This window comes from uncultured Porphyromonas sp. (assembly GCF_947254915.1).
GTDB lineage: Bacteria > Bacteroidota > Bacteroidia > Bacteroidales > Porphyromonadaceae > Porphyromonas.
Window position 1 is genome coordinate 1 of the sequence record NZ_CAMYEZ010000036.1, and the last position, 15,932, is coordinate 15,932.

The window sequence follows — 15,932 nt, forward strand, 5'->3', positions numbered from 1 at the left end:
CTTCCGAAGTTTCATTTCATTCTTCCGAAGTTTTATTTCGGCCCTCCGTGGGGAATTTTCGTTTCCTCGTGAGCTTTTTGGGGAGAGCTCCGTGGGGATCATACGGTGTACATCAATTGGCCCAGATGCCTAACCAACGAAATCGTCTCTAAATCGGGTGGTGCAGTGAGTCTGAGCGACCTATAACGGAAGAGAGGTGGCGACCTATCGGTCACCACCTCCCTTATTTGTTGCTTGCTCGTCTGGCTAGCACTTATCTAGGAGTCTCCTAGCCTAGCCTTATGACGGCAAGATATAGTTGTCGTTGCAGTCGATTACTTGATATCGATGATAGCGACGCGGTTCCACTCGTTTGTAGCGAATGGCTGTACGGTATCACCCTTGTAGTCGATGACGATGTTGTCTGCGCTGACACCATAGTTGTCTATGAGAGCCTTCTTGACAGCCTCGGCACGACGCTGAGAGAGAGACATATTGATCTTAGCATTACCAGTCTGCTCGTCTGCATAGCCTACGATGTAGATCTTGCCACCGTTTGCCTTGGCAGCCTCAGCAGAGTTGTAGACGTTGATCATCTGGTTCTTGTCGATCTTAGCGCTACCAATACGGAAGGCTACGACATTCTCAATGACAGCTGAAGCCTTAGCAGGAGCAGCCTCTGGGCACTCAGGGCAAGATACAGGACGCTTGCTGAGCTCAGCATTCTGAGCACGCAGTGAGCTGATCTGACCATTGAGGTCGTTGACGAGGTCGTAGTCCATAGGAGTAACTGGCTGGAACTCTACCTTGCCAAGCTTGAAGGTCAAACCTGCAGATGCAAGAGCTGTGACATCAGCTGGCTGATGAACGGTATAGGTGCCCTGGAAGTTGTTCTTAGAGACCATCATCTGACCCTCGAGGTTGAGATCGACACGCTTGCCTAGACGGAACTTGAGAGCGAGACCACCGTTGAGGAGACCGCTGATGTCATTCTTCGTACCAAGCTTGTCACCACTCTTGTCGTCAGCAGAGTAGAACTTCATATGACCACCTAGACCAACGAAGGGAACGAGGTGGAAGATGCGGTTCTCTCTGTATGGAGCGAAGTAGTTGACTAGGTCAAACATAAACTCTAGTGAAGCAGCACCGAAGACGTTCTGATAGCGAACGAGATCGTTAGCTGGCTTCTCAAAGCTATACACATTCCAAGCGTAGCCACGTAGACGAGTAGCAAAGTAAGGAGAGTGCCAACGTCCGAACGAAAGGCTGGCGATGGGAGATATACGGTTTACAAACTCAGCCTCACCATTAGCCTTATTACCAAAAGGTAGCATAGCAGCACCTCCGTGTAGCTCGATGAACCAGTGAGCAGCTGGATCTTGCTCAAACTCCGTCTTGTATGCGGGGCGGTTGTCAACCTGTGAAGCCTCCTGAGCCTGAGCTACGAAAGCTGTTAGGGCAACAACGAGTGATAGCATAAATACTTTTGCTTTCATATTTCTAGTGTGTTTAATTCGTAGATTGATGATTTAGTGAGCTACACAACTTACTTAGAGCGGATGATGACGACACGGTTCCAAGCCTTCGTATCAAACAGCTTGTCTGTAGCGCCCTCCCACTGAGTCGTGATCATATCAGCAGATACACCGAAGTCGTTGATAAGCGCTTTCGTCACAGCCTTAGCACGACGCTCAGATAGACCTAGGTTGTACTGAGCATTACCCGTTGTATCGGTGTAACCGATGACTAGGATAGGCGTGTTGTGAGCCTTGACATACTCGCTAACGTTGTAGAGCGTGATCATCTGGTTCTTGTCAATGCGTGAGCTGTCAAACTTGAAGAGGATCGTCTTGTCAGACATAACCTCTGTCGTAGTAGTCTGTGCTTTCACCTCGGGGCACTCAGGGCAAGAAACTGGACGTTTGCTGAGCTCAGCATTCTCTGCGCGGAGTGAGCTGATCTGGCTGTTGAGGTCGTTGATCAGGTTGTAGTCCATAGGAACAACCTCTGTCCACTCGACACCACCCATGCGGAAGTTAAGACCAGCCGTGAGGGCTCCGTAGAGACCGTTGTAGGCATAAGGATTCCAGGCCTTAGCCTTAGGACAGCGACTGTAGTCAAAGTTGAAGTTGTTGTAGATAGCCTTACCCTCGATAACGAGATCAGCGCGACGACCTAGACGGAACTGGAGCTGTAGACCAGCGTCAATAGCTGCTGTGTGATGTAGATCCTCAAAAGCCTTGTTGAACTTCATGTTGTAGCCCACACCTGCAAATGGGATGATGTGGAAGACACGCTTAGCATTGTAGCGGCTGAAGTGATTGACGATGTCAAACATAAAGTCGTAGTGAGCGCCTACGAAGCTCGTCTCGTAGTTCTTGAGCTCGTCACCCACCTTATAATAAGTGTGAGCCTGAGCGCCAACTAGGTTAAGGCGCGTAGCAAAAGAAGGAGTGTGGTACTTGCCTAGAGAGAGAGAGTAAGACATCTGGAGGCGATCCATAAAGGGCTTCGCATCGTTGCAACATAGGAATTGCGTTCCTACACCACCCTGTAGCGTGAGGAACCAATGGTCTGCTGCTGTGCCACGCTCAAAGGTTGTCTTGTAGACAGGCTTTGTGCCAGCTTGAGGTGCTGCAGTCTCCTGAGCACTCAGCGTTAGAGTAGTAACTCCCAACAAGAGGGAGGTCAGAAAGAACTTTACTTTCATAATATACTTTGTCTTGTTACTGGTTTGTTTCTGATTAGTTAGTTTAGTGTGTCTTAGGAACGCTTCGCACCCGAAGATCGGTATGCTAAGGCACGCAATACATTGCAAAAGTAGTATTATTTATTGACTTAGCCAAATAGCACCGCAACACTGCGCATCAGTTCACAGGTTGTCTTGCATAGAGACTCTCGTGAGGTCACACGAGTAGAATACAAAAAAAGCCGTTGCTAGCAACGGCTTTCCTTGAGTCTCTACTATCTATCTTAGTCTAGTCGAGGCTTCACCCAGCTGTCTAGGCGCGAGGTAAAGTGCAGGCCTGGTATAGTCCGCTCGGGATGATCTACTTGTAGTGTGCTCAGTAGCGTGTAGTTCGTCGCATCTAGCGCATAGTAGCTTGTAGCATCGGCGGTGGAGACCTTGAGGGTGTAGCTGTCTAGGTCGTTGCCGATGAAGGTGAGATCCTCACGGAGCGGATCCCATGAGGGGATCCCTAGGCGACAGGAACGATAGCCCTCACGCTCGATCAGATAGAGCTGATGATCTCGAGTAGAGATGAGACCGATGTGTCGGCGACTCGGTAGCTCCCAGACGAAGGCCTCGGCAGCCTCCACGCCCTCGGGCAGGTCAATAGCCCGCAGGTAGGGCTTGCTAGCCATCTGTTTGAGGTGAAAGAGTTTACCACGCTGGTCAATGAGGAGGTAGCCGTTGTCATATTCCTTTTGCGCAGTGGCATTGCCTGCTACGCACTGGGCGGGGAAGGCGAAGCCTTTCTCCTGAAAGAGCTTCGTATAGAGCGCACTTTTCGCCTTGTCGGTCTGATTGCTCTTCATATCAACGAACTCGATCGCTTGCTCGGTGATGCGAAAGAGATCTGTGGGCATCTCCAGATTGACCCTCTGTGAGGCACTCTCTAGGAGTGGGTAGAGCGCCACGGCTGGTGCGGAGAGGGTGCGCGGTGAGCAGCGGAAGGTGACAGCACCCCGCTGTATAAGCTGTGGGGTCACCGCCTCTCCGTAGAGTGTGTCAGGTAGGCGACCATCAGTCAGGAGCTGACGGTAGTAGAAGGTGGGGAGCAGACTGTCAACCTCCTCACGACTATACTGCACACCCTGACCACTACGGTAGGTCATTGCACCCTCGTCGTGATCTGTGATGATGAAGTCGCCTAGGAGCTGACTGTAGATGGTGAATGGCTCACGGCTCGCATCGGCTCGGAGGTAGTTGTACCACCAGGGGATCTGCCAGATGATGAGTAGTGCTACGGAGACGTATAGGAGTATTGTGGCTATGTGCTTCATAATAGTTGTTTAGTCTTGTCTCCCCTCTTTGAAGCGGCTCACAGAGAGCCATACCAGTGTCGAGGAGAGGATGGTGTAGATAAGTAGCGTAGGCAGGAAGGGGGCATAAGCTCCTGCTGTGGGGGTGATGAAGCAGATGCGTATCAAGAGTACAGAGACTAGGGTGTAGAGGATGCGTCTACGCCAAGTGGGCTCTAGGAGTATCCAACTCATCAGGAGGTAGCCGAGGAAGCCTGCCAAGATCCAGGGCAATGTGGCGGAGAGGACATAGGCGAGGAGTTCGTAAGCTAAGACTCCTTGCAGTCCGATGAAGAGGACACCTATATACAATAAGGTGTGCCACAGCAGTAGCGTCACCCCGCAGGCGAGCATCTGGTAGGTCGAGCGGAGCGGTGACTGGGGTAGGTGCAGGGTGAGCTTGAGGCTACGACGAGAGAGCTCTGGTGCAAACTGAGCGATGGCGCAGAGCAAGCCTAGGATGAGAGGTACGTAGCGCATACTCTCTACGAAGACTACTCCCTTCTGTATCATCACGAGCCAGATATGGTCAGCGCCTTGTAGGGCGATGGCTCGGTGTATGCGTATTATGCCGTAGAGCGTTACGGCTAGTGCGACGAGTGTTGATAGCAGTGCGTATAGTCGGAGCTTGAGCCACTCCTTATATATTATAGAGGTAAACATATATAGATAGCATTAATACTTACCAGTGAGTCCTATGAAGGCATCTTCAAGCGTTGTCTCGTGTGCCGTGAGATCTTGGTAGGATACCCCTGCCTGAGAGAGTCGCTCGGCGACCTCTGGCATGGGGAGAAATGAGTAGCACTCCCCACGTCTGTGGTGCGCCTCAAAGTGGTACAGCCCGTCGATCTCAGGGAGAGGACGATCGTCCGTGAGGGAGCATCTGTAGAGTCGCCCCTCGTTTAGGATCTCAGCGACTGGGCGCTGCAGGAGTATAGAGCCATAGTCCATGATGATGCAGTCATCGATCAGGCGCTCCATATCCTGGATAATGTGGGAGGTGAGGAAGATCGTGGTGCCCTGCTCCTTGGCATAGTGATGCAGGTAGTCTACAAAAAGCCTTCTATAGCCAGGGTCTAGTCCCATTGAGAAGTCATCGAGGATGAGTAGCTTGGGGTTTTGCGCTAGGAGCAGTCCGAGAGCGACCTGCGAGCGCTGACCACAAGACATACGACTGAGGTGCTGCCTCTCGGTGACCTTGAGTAGCTCCATCAACTCGTAGTAAGCCTCCCTACGCCACTTCGGATAGAAAGGTGCGTAGAAGCGCTCTATCTGCCGTATAGTCATAAAGCTATACTGGACGTGCCCCTCGATGAGCAGCCCGATGTCTTGTCTTAGTCGGTCAGGCATGCGGGTGATATCTTCGCCTAGGATACGACAGACGCCCGACTTAGGGCGGAGGAAGCCACTGAGGATATTGATTGTGGTGGTCTTGCCAGTACCGTTCTTACCAAGCAGACCGAGGATGCGACCACGAGGCACGGCAAAGGATAGATCACGGTAGATCAGTCGCTTGCCGTAGTAGTGGGTCAGGTTGTGACACTCGATTAAATTGTCCATGTTAGTTAAGTGATATAAGGGGATGATGTGATCTACGCTCTTCAGGGCTGACGCATTATAGCGGACGAGTGCATCTACGTCTCTATGACAGAAATCTGAAGGTGGAGGGAATCGGGAAATTCATCTGTAGATATTCTGAATTATCCAGCGAGGAGACGAAAAATTCTTCCGAACTTTGATTTCTTTCTTCCGAAGTTTCATTTCATTCTTCCGAAGTTTCATTTCTCGGCTCCGTGGAGAATTTTCATTTTCTCATAAGCTATAGGGGACATTTCTCGGGAGATATCGGACTTAGCGAAGATGTATGAGTATTGATAGCGCTATGAAGCCAGGCTCAATCCACATATCCCAGAGTTGTCGTCAAGCGTAGTTAAGTTAGTGGAGTACCGAGATACAATACGTCGACCCTGGGCTACTCTTTCGGCAGTAGTGAATGTCGCTTGTCCTTATAGGAAAAGGAAGAGCAGTGGTACCGCCAGCCCGATCAGTAGGAGGATGCCACCACGACCTATGAGCCCACGGCGCCCAGGCACGATGAGTAGTCCCGTGAGTGTGATGAGTATGAGCCCGATGGCTAGCACATCGGCGACGATCGTCCACCAGCGCCCTGGATTGTAGTGTAGGCGTGTCATAGAGCTGATGAGCGGGCGTCGCTCAATCGACTCGTAGACGGCTACCCCCGTTGAGGTGTCGATGAGTAGGGTGGCACGTCCCTTGAGGAATACTTTGAGCGTATGGTCGTCAGGGTAATAGTGCTTGGTATAGCTTCCCGACAGATCTATATCGTCTAGGAGCTTACGGACGGCTGGTGCGTCAAGGCGTCCAGCAGCTTGTAGCTCTTCTAGTGGGATCTGATACTCTCGCTGGGTGATGATGTAGTGTGGATTGATCGAGTCTCGGTGGTTCATATAGAGACCCGATAGGGCATAGATGAATATAAGTGTAGCAAGTAGGTAGGAGAGGTCACGGTGTAGTAATCTACTCCAGCGACGCACACTCCTACCTACTCTCTTGAAGTTTACTCTCATAGAGTCTTGTGTCAGTTCCAGATTGGTTACTGCTGCTCTATCTGATAGCTTGTAGCATCAATATGGTAGAAGGAAAGGTATGCCTTGCCTTCCTGAGCTTCGCGCTCAGCGATCTGCTTACGAAAGTCTGCGATACGCGCCTCCGGTGTGTCAGCCATTTCGCCACGAGCCTTCTTCTCATTGGCGCAGCCAGCCTTGCCCTCGCCATGCTCTTTGGCGGCTTGAGCTTTGAGTTGCTCCTCCCAGTTTTGCAGATAAGCCTCATCGATACGATCCTCGACAAGCTGTCCTGTGACGGTGACTATACTGTTGATACACTCCTGGGCAAAGGCGCCCATCTCCTCACTAGCCTCAGCGCGGATCACCTTGGTGTCGTCGCTACCCATGAGGAAGGCTTTCTTAGCACCATGCTTGCAGAGGTGGGTGCAGATGCCCTGCACGGTAACGGTCTGACCGACGAGACTATCGGCAGAGGCGAGGAGTGCGTCCACATCCATATAGGTCGGAGCCTCCGTCTCTGCGGCTGCGGTCTGATCTTGCTTTTGCTTATTGCACCCGATGAGGGCGAGGGAGAGTAGTGCTGCGAGGAGCACGAGAGATAGTTTGTTGTTCATATGCTTAGTTGGTTTGTTGTCATTGAGTATTCTTAAAACGACACGCCACAACGGAGAGATCCGTAGTTTTGACTAGCCAGAGCAGTCTGCGTGTGTAGGTAGTCGAGCGTGAGCCATAATACGTAGCGACGGCTGATCTGGAAGCCGTGCGTCATCTCCACACCGTAGTTCACTCGTGTGGAGCGAGCTATCTGATAGGCTTGCTCTAGCGTCTCTCTATACGTCGGTATCGGCTGATGCTGTGGTGCCAACTGCTGAGAGGCGTGCCCCACGGGAAGCCCTATGCCGAGCGTAGGTCTAAGAGAAGCTATGTAGCGTCCTCTAGCATAGTCCAGCTGAGGCGCTATCTGCCCCACCACGTGGTAGAGCGTACGCATAGCGTTAGGGAGTAAATCCTCCTCATGTAGTCGGTAGCCTATGGAGAGGGTTGTACCCCACGACCAAGGGGTGCAGGAACTGCCTCGTTTAGACCAAAAGCCTTTAGCGCCAAACTCTAAGGTCTGACCATAGTATGACCGCTCGGTAGCTATGCGTGGGTAGATATTTCCCTTAGGATCTCCGAAGAGATGGACAGCCCCTCGACGTATGTCGCCTTGGGTGTAAAGCGCTACGCCCCAACGTCCCAGTCGTGCCGAGCGAGCGGTGTACCCCGCCTGCAGATCTAGCGTGTGACGATGAAGTGTCGAGAGGGGCAGATTGTTGAGCTCACGTATGATTCGGTCGGTCGTCAGCAGATGCCACGTAGCCAGAGCGTAGAAGCCTTGACGTGCTTGACTAGTCGGAGTTACGCCGAGTGAGAGACCATACGATAGCCCCTGATAGAAGAGCGATGTGTTATTGCCTCTAAAGCGGTAGTAGTCTCCCCCGACCCCAGTAAAGTGATATTCATTAGCCACCCCGACCTCACTCAGGAAGTCTACTTGATTGTTTTGCTTGTAGCGTCCTAGCGTACCTGCTAGGGCGAGCGCATAGTTGGCAAACTGATAGCCGACGCCTAGTTGCCCCTCTAGGTGTGTCGCCAGATTGCGAGGACGAGGGTCTTGTGTGCGATAGGCAAAGGTGGCACGATAGTCCGCCTTCAAAGAGAGGAGCCAGCTACCGAGGCGATGCGCCGTACCTGCTCCAAAGGTGTAAAGGTCTTGATGCAGACGAGCCGTGTATGCCGTGTCTCCCATAACGTAAGGTGCGAGGAGCTGGTAGTCGGTCGTCTCGTTGAAGCGTATCCCCTCCGTAGCACGATAAGTGTAGGAGGCAGCCCCCCAAGCGAAGTTGTTGCGCTGACGCAAAGCGCTCTCGATATGCACCGATCCGTCTATGTCTTGCTTGCCCAGCTGCGGGATCATCGCCTCGCCTCCATCTCGACGCATAGCTCCGCCCAGCGAGATGTCTGTACGAGAGCCACGCTCTGAGAAGAAGTAGAGTGGCGACACTACGGGCGACACCGACAGGTCGTAGCCAGGTCGCCCCTGCTCTAGGAGCGACCCAGCCACCGTGATGGTGTCTGCAAGTAGTGAGGACCTCGCAGGCTCTTGCTGCTGTCCATAGAGCGAACTGGTGAGCCCACCTATGAGACAGAGTAAGAGCGCAAGAGATCTACTAAGACAAACAGAAGGATGATGCACCATAATCTATCGAAGAGACTTTACTTGTCAATAGGCACGACACCGTCATAGGTCTTAGTCGTGCAGGGCGTACCCTTAGCATTGATAGCGGTGCCTTGCTCCTCAATGAGCGAGGGAGTGACCATCGGATTGAAGTCCTCGGACGAGTTATTGGTGTCCTGCAGAATCATCCGCCCCTCGGCATCCTTGCCTAGGTACTTACGGCGTACGCTGTGGAAGAAGCGATTTGGATCGCTATTCACCTTACCACAGTGAGTATAGCCCGCATCTATCCGCTCGGGCAGGATTGTCCACTTGTGCATAGCCTCGACGCTACAGTTCACACCATCGACAACCCAGTCTAGAGGGATGCGATAGGAAGACCTCTTGACCTCTTTACCCGTACTAGCGAAGACGTATGAATAGTCGTAGACATAGTCTTTGAGCCATGCATCCTTAGTGACAGGCATACGAGCGATCACATAAGAAGCCATCCCTCGGTTATGGAGCATAAAGATGGATCTCGTGTAGCAGAACCACTTGTCTAGATTCGGCACCGTGGGATTATCAAAGTCTTGCTGTGAGGGTACACTAGACTCGTCATACCACTCGAAGTTAGCCTTAGAGAGGTCAAAAGCGTTTGGATTGTTTGCCTTATGATCAATACCTATATCGCAAAGGATCAGTCGCTCGCCAGGCTTCACGGGATGTTCCTTACCACTGCCTGGGACTACATAGATGGCGTGTGGCACAAAGTCCGTCTGTCTCAGGTCTGGCTTATAATCCTGCTTGATAGCGGGGTTAAACTCTGACTCGCAAAAGGCGATCCCATCAGCATAAAGGACCTTGTCTGTTCCGTTGTATAGGATGACATACGAAGTCCCAACGTAAGGCCTACCTGCCGTAGTCTGTGTACCCGTAAAGAAGATCTCCTGGATGACGAAGTCCTGAACCGTAGGCACGATACGTAGCTCTAGGCGTAGCTTGAGTGGATCGGTCGTTTGGTCAGTCACCTCCAGATTCTCAATCTGTGCGACCAGTCGTCCCTCCATTGAGACCCCTTTGAGCTTATAGCGACCGTTGGCTGTGTAGTTTAGGTTGTACAGACCAGGAGCGAGCTTGACACCCTCTAGCGTCTTATACTCCACGTCTTGACCTGTGGTTCTATTGTGCACCGTAAGTTGCTCCTCTTGTATAGTCAAGTCAGTGACATCCTCGGGCAGTATGCGCTCGAAGAGACAAGTGATGGACTTTTGCTCCTTGGGGTTGTCTGGCGTGGCAGGGTCTGGGCGACAAGATGCCACAGCGACTAGGAGCGCTGGTAAAAGCAGTATGTAAAGTAATCGTTTCATAGTTATATATTATTGAGTTGATTATATCTTAATGCGAAGCTCCATACCAAAGTATGGTGTGGCAGTACGTCTGAGTGTAGCGGTACCCACCTTGTAGTCGGGTAGGTAGTCTATGACGTTGTTAGCAAAGAGCGATAGCGTAAAGAGCTTACCCAGCTGCTTAGAAATCTTCAGATTGACCCCAAGAGCTAGAGGTATGCGACTCGGCTTAAAGAGCGTATCACTGTAGCGTATGAAGAGATGCTGCAGATAGGTGTCTTGCTCCGACTCGGCCGTGTAGGGGTGTAGCTTACCATCGTGTACATCTAGGTATGCTATCGGCCGACCATCCTGAGGAAGGCGACGACGAGAGACCAGCCAGGTACTCTCTACGGCGGTCGTTAGGATAAGTCCCCACTGCGGGATCTGCGTGTCAAAGAGTAGGTTGGTCGAGAGCGACTGATTCTCCGAGCCATCCTGCCAGTTGTAGAGACCTAAGTATTGATCTGAGAGGATTACATTGCCATAGACTCCAGGGACAGCGTAGTAGAGCGGTACGCTATTCGAGTAGGTAGAGCGAAACCATGCTCCCCCAACTATTAGACTGGTATTGATCACTGGGATGCGCTCCGTCATAATCTGTAGCTCCACGCCCTCCTTGCGGATCATGCTACCATTCTCAGGGCGACTCGTTGACTCAATACGTGATGCAGGCTTGTAGGGGATGGTGTTGATGTCGGGCTGTCCCGTCAACTGGCTATAGTCAATCGCCGAAGCATCATACTTGTTATAGGCATATACCTGAGCCGTGGAGCGGTATCTAAAGCCTGTAGTCATTAACTCGCGGAAGTAACTCACGGAGACTTTGTTGCGTCCCCACTCGGCAGAGAGGCGTAGGTCCAGCTTTTGGTTGCGTGTGGCACGTAGCTTGTAGTTTGTCGGATCCTCTATGTACGTGCGGACGTAGTATAGACTGCGCTCATAGGGTGCATTGATGTCGTAGTAAGACAGCTGCGTCATATCTATGTAGCGCAGGTCAGGATATAGGTAGTTGAGTGTAGGCATACGCGTTGTCAACCCCCAGCCCGCATCAAGCGATAGCTTGAGGTCTCGAGACCACAACTCCCAGGCGGGCAAGCTCCAGCGCAGGTTGACACGAGGATCTAGGTAAGGCTTATAGCTCAGCGTGTACTGCGGAGCTAGACCTAGGAGCATAGAGAGACGCACGCCCGCCTCTAGCTGGAGTGTATGCGCTCCGAGAGGCTGCTTGTATAGATCCTCCGCATAGAGCGATAGCTGTTGCAAAGCGGGTATCTGGTAGTAGGGACGTGGACGGGTATCCCACGCCTTGGGAAAGAGTGGGCGAGAGAGATCGTAGACCTGCCCGCGACCGAAGTTTTTGGACAGTTCATAGTTAAAGCCCCCCTTTAACCTATGCGAAGCTCTCCCCCACTCTATGTTATATAGTGTCTGCCCCTTGGCAAAAAGCGTCAATGGCTTACCATCACTCACATAGTCCGCTATATACTCGCCACCGATCAGTCTGGCCTCGTGCTCGCCAGCTTGGTCGCTGGTTGGAGTTATAGACATACGGTCTGGAGCCACCAGCCGACGCTGATGTAGGTAGTCAAACTGCTGTGTTGCCGAGAGTGTTAGCTCTACCCGCTGCAAGCCAGCCTTGCGACCTGACGGAGCGTATGTATAGCGCGAAGTGAGTGCTATGCGGTTGTAGTCTGTGCGATACTCGTCAGTGCGTCCGTAGGAGAGGTCGGGGTCTACCTTATTCTTGTCAAAGGTCCCCGTATAGTCTCCACTCACCTCCCATCTATGCGCTTGGTCACTACTCGTACCGTGGTAGCGTAGCGAACCAGTCAAGCGCCGATAAGTCTCAAAGGGGACACGCGGGTCAGGCTTGGCATCTAGATAGCTCAAGTCTCCGTTGAGGATATGATGCTGGGAGGGAGTGAGGGCAAAGCCTTTCTCCACTGAGACCAACTTACTGTAACCATCTACCTTAAAGCGACTCTGCACTGGCGAAGCTTGTCGCTTACGATGCACCAGCACCACCCCCGAGGTTATATTGCCATACTCGACAGAGGGGACACCGCGGATGAACTCAACCCGCTCTATATTGTCCGTCTGTAGCGTACGCATATCCACGCCACGATTCACATTGACCTTGCCAGCACCGAGGAGCGAGCCCGAGGAGGAAGTCGTGTACTGCATATCCGCATCCGTACTGAGCGGAGCTCCATCTACCATAAAGAGGGTACCCAGCGAACTGATGGCGTAGTTTTGGTTGTTCGTCTTATTACCCTGCATATTGATCGTGCCCGTCTCACGGAGCAAGAGGTTGTTGACCCCGCCCATATTAGGGATACTACTCTTACCTCCAGGCAGTAGTGCCGTCAGGTCGGAGAAGCTACTAGGCTGCAGGTGATCGATGGCTGCCCGCTCAATCGTCGAGGAGCTAGTCAACTGCCGACCCTCCTGCGCCGTCACAACCACCTCGCCTAGTATCTGCTCCATCGTAAAGGGGATACGCAAGTATTGGTCTCGCTGTAGCGTGACCATTTGCTTCTTGCTCAGTCCTGCGTAGCGTACTTGCAGACGGTATCGCCCTGCTAGTACCGACTGAAAGGCAAAGCGCCCATCATCGTCCGTGTAAGTCACGACATCTTTGTGTCCCTCAGCCGAGAGAGCCACCAGAGCGTAGGCTATCGGCTCACCCGAAGTCGCATCGCACACCACACCCGTGAGGGCATGACGGGCGCCCTGACTATAGAGCATCTGCGACAGTAAGGGGAGCAGCAGGCAGAGCAAGAGTAGGCGAACGATAGACTTCTTCATAGTGTCTCTGTAAAGCGGTTCTGCAAAGGTACAGCACTGCTCGTCCCCTCAAATACCCAATAGTAGGTATTTCTCGTATCGTAGACTAGTCCATAATAGGGTCTAGTAGGGCTGACGCTTCGTGCGTGATGAGTTCATCTACGTCACCATCAAGAAAATCGGACGATTCCTCCGTGGAGTTTTTTGATTATCCAGTGAAGAATCAACAATTTCTTCCGAACTTTCATTTCATTCTTCCGAAGTTTCATTTCATTCTTCCGAACTTTTATTTCACCCCTCGGTGGAGAATTTTCATTTACTCCCTGGCGGTTTCCGATTTCCTCGGGAGGAATTGGTATCAGCGTGGAGGCCGAAGCAGATATAATAACCACGTTCAGCATAATGCGTCAGACTTAAAACTGGAGCTCATACTACTCCATTCTAAAAAGCCGTACCTTTGTGCCACGAAGCTGTAGTACGACCCATATGTCTCCTACGTACCTCCTCATAGATCAAGGTAATAGCCGTCTGAAAGTCGCTCTAGCGACGGACACTCAGCTCTACCCAACGAGACTCTATCCCGAGCCTCCCTCCAGCGATCAACTACTGGAGCTACTGCGCACGTACCAGCTACCAGAGCTGCCCCTCTACGCTATCTACAGCTCCGTGGGAGAGCGGGAGGCACCTTGGCTAGAGCCGATCAAAAGTATCTGCCAACACTTTGTCACGCTCGACGCTGAGACTCCACTACCTCTAGCTGAGGTACAGTACGACAGACAGAGTCTGGGGGTAGATCGCATAGCTAGTGTCGTCGGCGTAGCACAGCTTACGACTGAGCCCTCGCTGGTCATCGACATTGGCACCGCCATCACCTATGACCTGCTCCTACCCGAGAGGCGATACCTGGGGGGCAACATATCCCCTGGTCCTGAGCTACGACTTCAAGCACTACATGACTACACGGCTCGGCTACCTCGTGTACCGTGGGCTGACATCCAGTCACATCTAGACTTGTGGCACCAAGAGCTAGGCGAGCAGACGGATCAAGCGATATGGCTGGGTGTGGCACGGAGCATTGTCCACGAGATAGACTCCTATATAGAGGGGCTACGCAAGCGCTACCCTAGCTTAGAGGTCTGGATCACGGGCGGATATGCGGTGGATTTTGTCAAGTGGCTAAAATATACGACCTTTGTGGAGACAAACCTAGTCGAACGAGGGCTACGTGACATACTTCAATATCAAGTAGCTCGTTCGCACGACAGTTGATCTATCCATGATTTGCGATGGTCACAGCTACCACTCCTTATTATATAATACAGCATATATGTCTCGACACATAGCACGCATCACTACCATAGTAACGCTCCTGGCGACTGCCTTCCTAATGCCGATCACGGTCTCCGCACAGAGCAATAACACGGAGTCGCCCTACAGTCGCTTCGGCTTAGGTCGGCTAGACAAGCAGACACCTCACGCTCTCAGGGGTATGGGCGGACTGACTACCGCTATACGAGACAACATGATTATCAACCCTGCAAACCCCGCCTCCTACACGGCTGTGGACTCAATGACATTCCTCTTTGACTTCGGGGTCTCTATGGGTATGAATATGCTCACTGAAGCGGGAAAGCGAGATACTCGCATGGTGGGCAACTTTGACTATGCCACGGCTCTGATACCGCTCGGCAAGCACTTCGCAGCTAGTGCAGGATTGCTCCCCTACTCGACTGTCGGCTATCGCTATGGCACACGCACCCCAGTACCTGGAGTAGAGAAGCACTACGCTACGCTCGCTTACAAGGGGCAGGGCAACCTCCAGGAGGTCTATTTGGGATTGGCGTGGAAGCCTATACCCTACTGGTCGCTCGGTGTCAATGCGTCCTACCTCTTTGGTAATCTGCAGCACGAGCGTCGCATTACATATGACCTCAAGGATAGTCAAAATCCGACTTTCCTTGATCACCTACGCATTCGCTCGGTAGGAGTACGTATCGGTACTCAAGGGATCATACCACTCTCAGCTGAGGGGCACCAAATCAACATTGGTCTAACCTACGAGCCAAAGCTCCCTATGTGGAGCCGACAGCTATCCCTTCAGACTGAGACAGAGACTGGCAAGGGAGCTCAAGTCGTTCGCACCGATACGATTACTAGCAAGTCCCTCTTTGCCCGTCCACACATTGTCAGCACAGGTCTAGCCTATCAAATAAAGAATAAACTAATCGCTGGGGCTGATGTCAAATATAGTAGATGGGGCGAGGCTCTTGCCACTAACCAATCACTGGACTACCAGGGGGTAGACCAGTGGCAAGTGGCACTAGGCATGTCGTGGATACCTAACGAACGCTCCTCAAGCTACGGACAGCGCATAGCTTATCGCGCTGGTCTGCAGGGAGAGAACGCATACCTACGTATCCCCAACAACCTAGGAGGGCACAACTCCTACTATCAGATAGGAGCGAACCTAGGACTCGGGCTACCACTCGTAGATAGACGCTCACATGTGGACGTAACTCTCGGATACTCCTACCTGCTCCCCTCTAGCCGCACAGGACTAGCGGAGCACTACTTGACACTGGGAGTGGCACTACGCTTCAACGAGGCGTGGTTCAACCCGATCAAACTTGATTAAAACCTTTTATATAAGCACTAAGCCATACAGACAATTATGAAACTGAAGAATCTACTGATAACCTCCATACTCGTCCTGCTTGCGACGGCACTGACGCTGGGAGCTCAGACGGGCGTAGAGACGGGGACACCCTTTGGCTCTGGAGATGATAGCATTCAGTGCCGACAAAACATTAGCCTTTTCACCACTTATGTCAAGGCTAAGAACTTTAAAGAGGCTTACCCCTTTTGGCTTGAAGCGCTGGAGAAGTGTCCAGGCTCCACAAAGAACATCTACCTCTATGGTGTGCAGATCATAAACTGGAAGATCGAGAAGGCCGAGAACGATGC

General features: G+C 52.1%; 12 protein-coding genes and 1 pseudogene. 3 read left to right on the forward strand and 10 right to left on the reverse strand.

Going from position 1 to position 15,932, the window contains the following annotated elements; genetic code table 11:
• Positions 1–314: 314 nt before the first annotated feature.
• The 10 genes from Q0X57_RS03615 to Q0X57_RS03660 all read right to left on the reverse strand — a co-directional run bounded on the left by Q0X57_RS03615 (position 315) and on the right by Q0X57_RS03660 (position 12,989).
• Complete coding sequence (locus Q0X57_RS03615) at positions 315–1,475, reverse strand: OmpA family protein (protein WP_297727754.1); 1,161 nt, start codon at positions 1,473–1,475, stop codon at positions 315–317.
• Between the two features lie 50 nt (positions 1,476–1,525).
• Positions 1,526–2,689 carry an OmpA family protein gene (locus Q0X57_RS03620; RefSeq protein WP_297727757.1) on the reverse strand — a complete coding sequence of 388 codons (1,164 nt, stop codon included), beginning with the start codon at positions 2,687–2,689 and terminating at the stop codon, positions 1,526–1,528.
• Between the two features lie 263 nt (positions 2,690–2,952).
• Complete coding sequence (locus Q0X57_RS03625; RefSeq protein ID WP_297727760.1) at positions 2,953–3,987, reverse strand: DUF4857 domain-containing protein; 1,035 nt, start codon at positions 3,985–3,987, stop codon at positions 2,953–2,955.
• A gap of 9 nt (positions 3,988–3,996) precedes the next feature.
• The gene (locus tag Q0X57_RS03630; RefSeq protein ID WP_297727763.1) at positions 3,997–4,668 is read right to left on the reverse strand and encodes a hypothetical protein; all 672 of its coding nucleotides are present in this window, start codon (positions 4,666–4,668) and stop codon (positions 3,997–3,999) included.
• A 12-nt stretch (positions 4,669–4,680) separates the two neighbouring features.
• The gene (locus Q0X57_RS03635) at positions 4,681–5,565 is read right to left on the reverse strand and encodes an ABC transporter ATP-binding protein (RefSeq protein ID WP_297727765.1); all 885 of its coding nucleotides are present in this window, start codon (positions 5,563–5,565) and stop codon (positions 4,681–4,683) included.
• Between the two features lie 446 nt (positions 5,566–6,011).
• Positions 6,012–6,593, reverse strand: coding sequence for a PepSY-associated TM helix domain-containing protein (locus tag Q0X57_RS03640; protein WP_297727769.1), 582 nt, complete (start codon positions 6,591–6,593; stop codon positions 6,012–6,014).
• 26 nt (positions 6,594–6,619) lie between these two features.
• The gene (locus Q0X57_RS03645; RefSeq protein ID WP_297727771.1) at positions 6,620–7,207 is read right to left on the reverse strand and encodes a hypothetical protein; all 588 of its coding nucleotides are present in this window, start codon (positions 7,205–7,207) and stop codon (positions 6,620–6,622) included.
• 32 nt (positions 7,208–7,239) lie between these two features.
• Complete coding sequence (locus tag Q0X57_RS03650; protein WP_297727773.1) at positions 7,240–8,832, reverse strand: DUF6850 family outer membrane beta-barrel protein; 1,593 nt, start codon at positions 8,830–8,832, stop codon at positions 7,240–7,242.
• A 17-nt stretch (positions 8,833–8,849) separates the two neighbouring features.
• A complete protein-coding gene (locus tag Q0X57_RS03655; protein ID WP_297727776.1) occupies positions 8,850–10,160 on the reverse strand; it encodes a DUF4876 domain-containing protein in 1,311 nt (436 codons plus the stop codon).
• A gap of 21 nt (positions 10,161–10,181) precedes the next feature.
• Complete coding sequence (locus Q0X57_RS03660) at positions 10,182–12,989, reverse strand: TonB-dependent receptor (RefSeq protein WP_297727779.1); 2,808 nt, start codon at positions 12,987–12,989, stop codon at positions 10,182–10,184.
• A 465-nt stretch (positions 12,990–13,454) separates the two neighbouring features.
• On the opposite strand from Q0X57_RS03660, the gene Q0X57_RS03665 reads away from it, so the two are divergent.
• The 3 genes and pseudogenes from Q0X57_RS03665 to Q0X57_RS03675 all read left to right on the forward strand — a co-directional run.
• A complete protein-coding gene (locus Q0X57_RS03665) occupies positions 13,455–14,237 on the forward strand; it encodes a type III pantothenate kinase (protein WP_297727782.1) in 783 nt (260 codons plus the stop codon).
• A gap of 58 nt (positions 14,238–14,295) precedes the next feature.
• Positions 14,296–15,603: a hypothetical protein gene (locus Q0X57_RS03670; RefSeq protein ID WP_297727784.1), complete on the forward strand. Its 1,308-nt coding sequence runs from the start codon at positions 14,296–14,298 to the stop codon at positions 15,601–15,603.
• Between the two features lie 36 nt (positions 15,604–15,639).
• A pseudogene (locus Q0X57_RS03675) lies at positions 15,640–15,932 on the forward strand (hypothetical protein); the annotation flags it as partial.

What these genes read in the sequence shown, in the direction of transcription:
- Q0X57_RS03630 (WP_297727763.1), bottom strand. Translation starts at nt 4,668, where the DNA reads ATGTTTACCTCTATAATATATAAGGAGTGGCTCAAGCTCCGACTATAC.
- Q0X57_RS03650 (WP_297727773.1), bottom strand. Translation starts at nt 8,832, where the DNA reads ATGGTGCATCATCCTTCTGTTTGTCTTAGTAGATCTCTTGCGCTCTTA.
- Q0X57_RS03640 (WP_297727769.1), bottom strand. Translation starts at nt 6,593, where the DNA reads ATGAGAGTAAACTTCAAGAGAGTAGGTAGGAGTGTGCGTCGCTGGAGT.
- Q0X57_RS03635 (WP_297727765.1), bottom strand. Translation starts at nt 5,565, where the DNA reads ATGGACAATTTAATCGAGTGTCACAACCTGACCCACTACTACGGCAAG.
- Q0X57_RS03665 (WP_297727782.1), top strand. Translation starts at nt 13,455, where the DNA reads ATGTCTCCTACGTACCTCCTCATAGATCAAGGTAATAGCCGTCTGAAA.
- Q0X57_RS03670 (WP_297727784.1), top strand. Translation starts at nt 14,296, where the DNA reads ATGTCTCGACACATAGCACGCATCACTACCATAGTAACGCTCCTGGCG.
- Q0X57_RS03620 (WP_297727757.1), bottom strand. Translation starts at nt 2,689, where the DNA reads ATGAAAGTAAAGTTCTTTCTGACCTCCCTCTTGTTGGGAGTTACTACT.
- Q0X57_RS03660 (WP_297727779.1), bottom strand. Translation starts at nt 12,989, where the DNA reads ATGAAGAAGTCTATCGTTCGCCTACTCTTGCTCTGCCTGCTGCTCCCC.
- Q0X57_RS03625 (WP_297727760.1), bottom strand. Translation starts at nt 3,987, where the DNA reads ATGAAGCACATAGCCACAATACTCCTATACGTCTCCGTAGCACTACTC.
- Q0X57_RS03655 (WP_297727776.1), bottom strand. Translation starts at nt 10,160, where the DNA reads ATGAAACGATTACTTTACATACTGCTTTTACCAGCGCTCCTAGTCGCT.
- Q0X57_RS03645 (WP_297727771.1), bottom strand. Translation starts at nt 7,207, where the DNA reads ATGAACAACAAACTATCTCTCGTGCTCCTCGCAGCACTACTCTCCCTC.
- Q0X57_RS03615 (WP_297727754.1), bottom strand. Translation starts at nt 1,475, where the DNA reads ATGAAAGCAAAAGTATTTATGCTATCACTCGTTGTTGCCCTAACAGCT.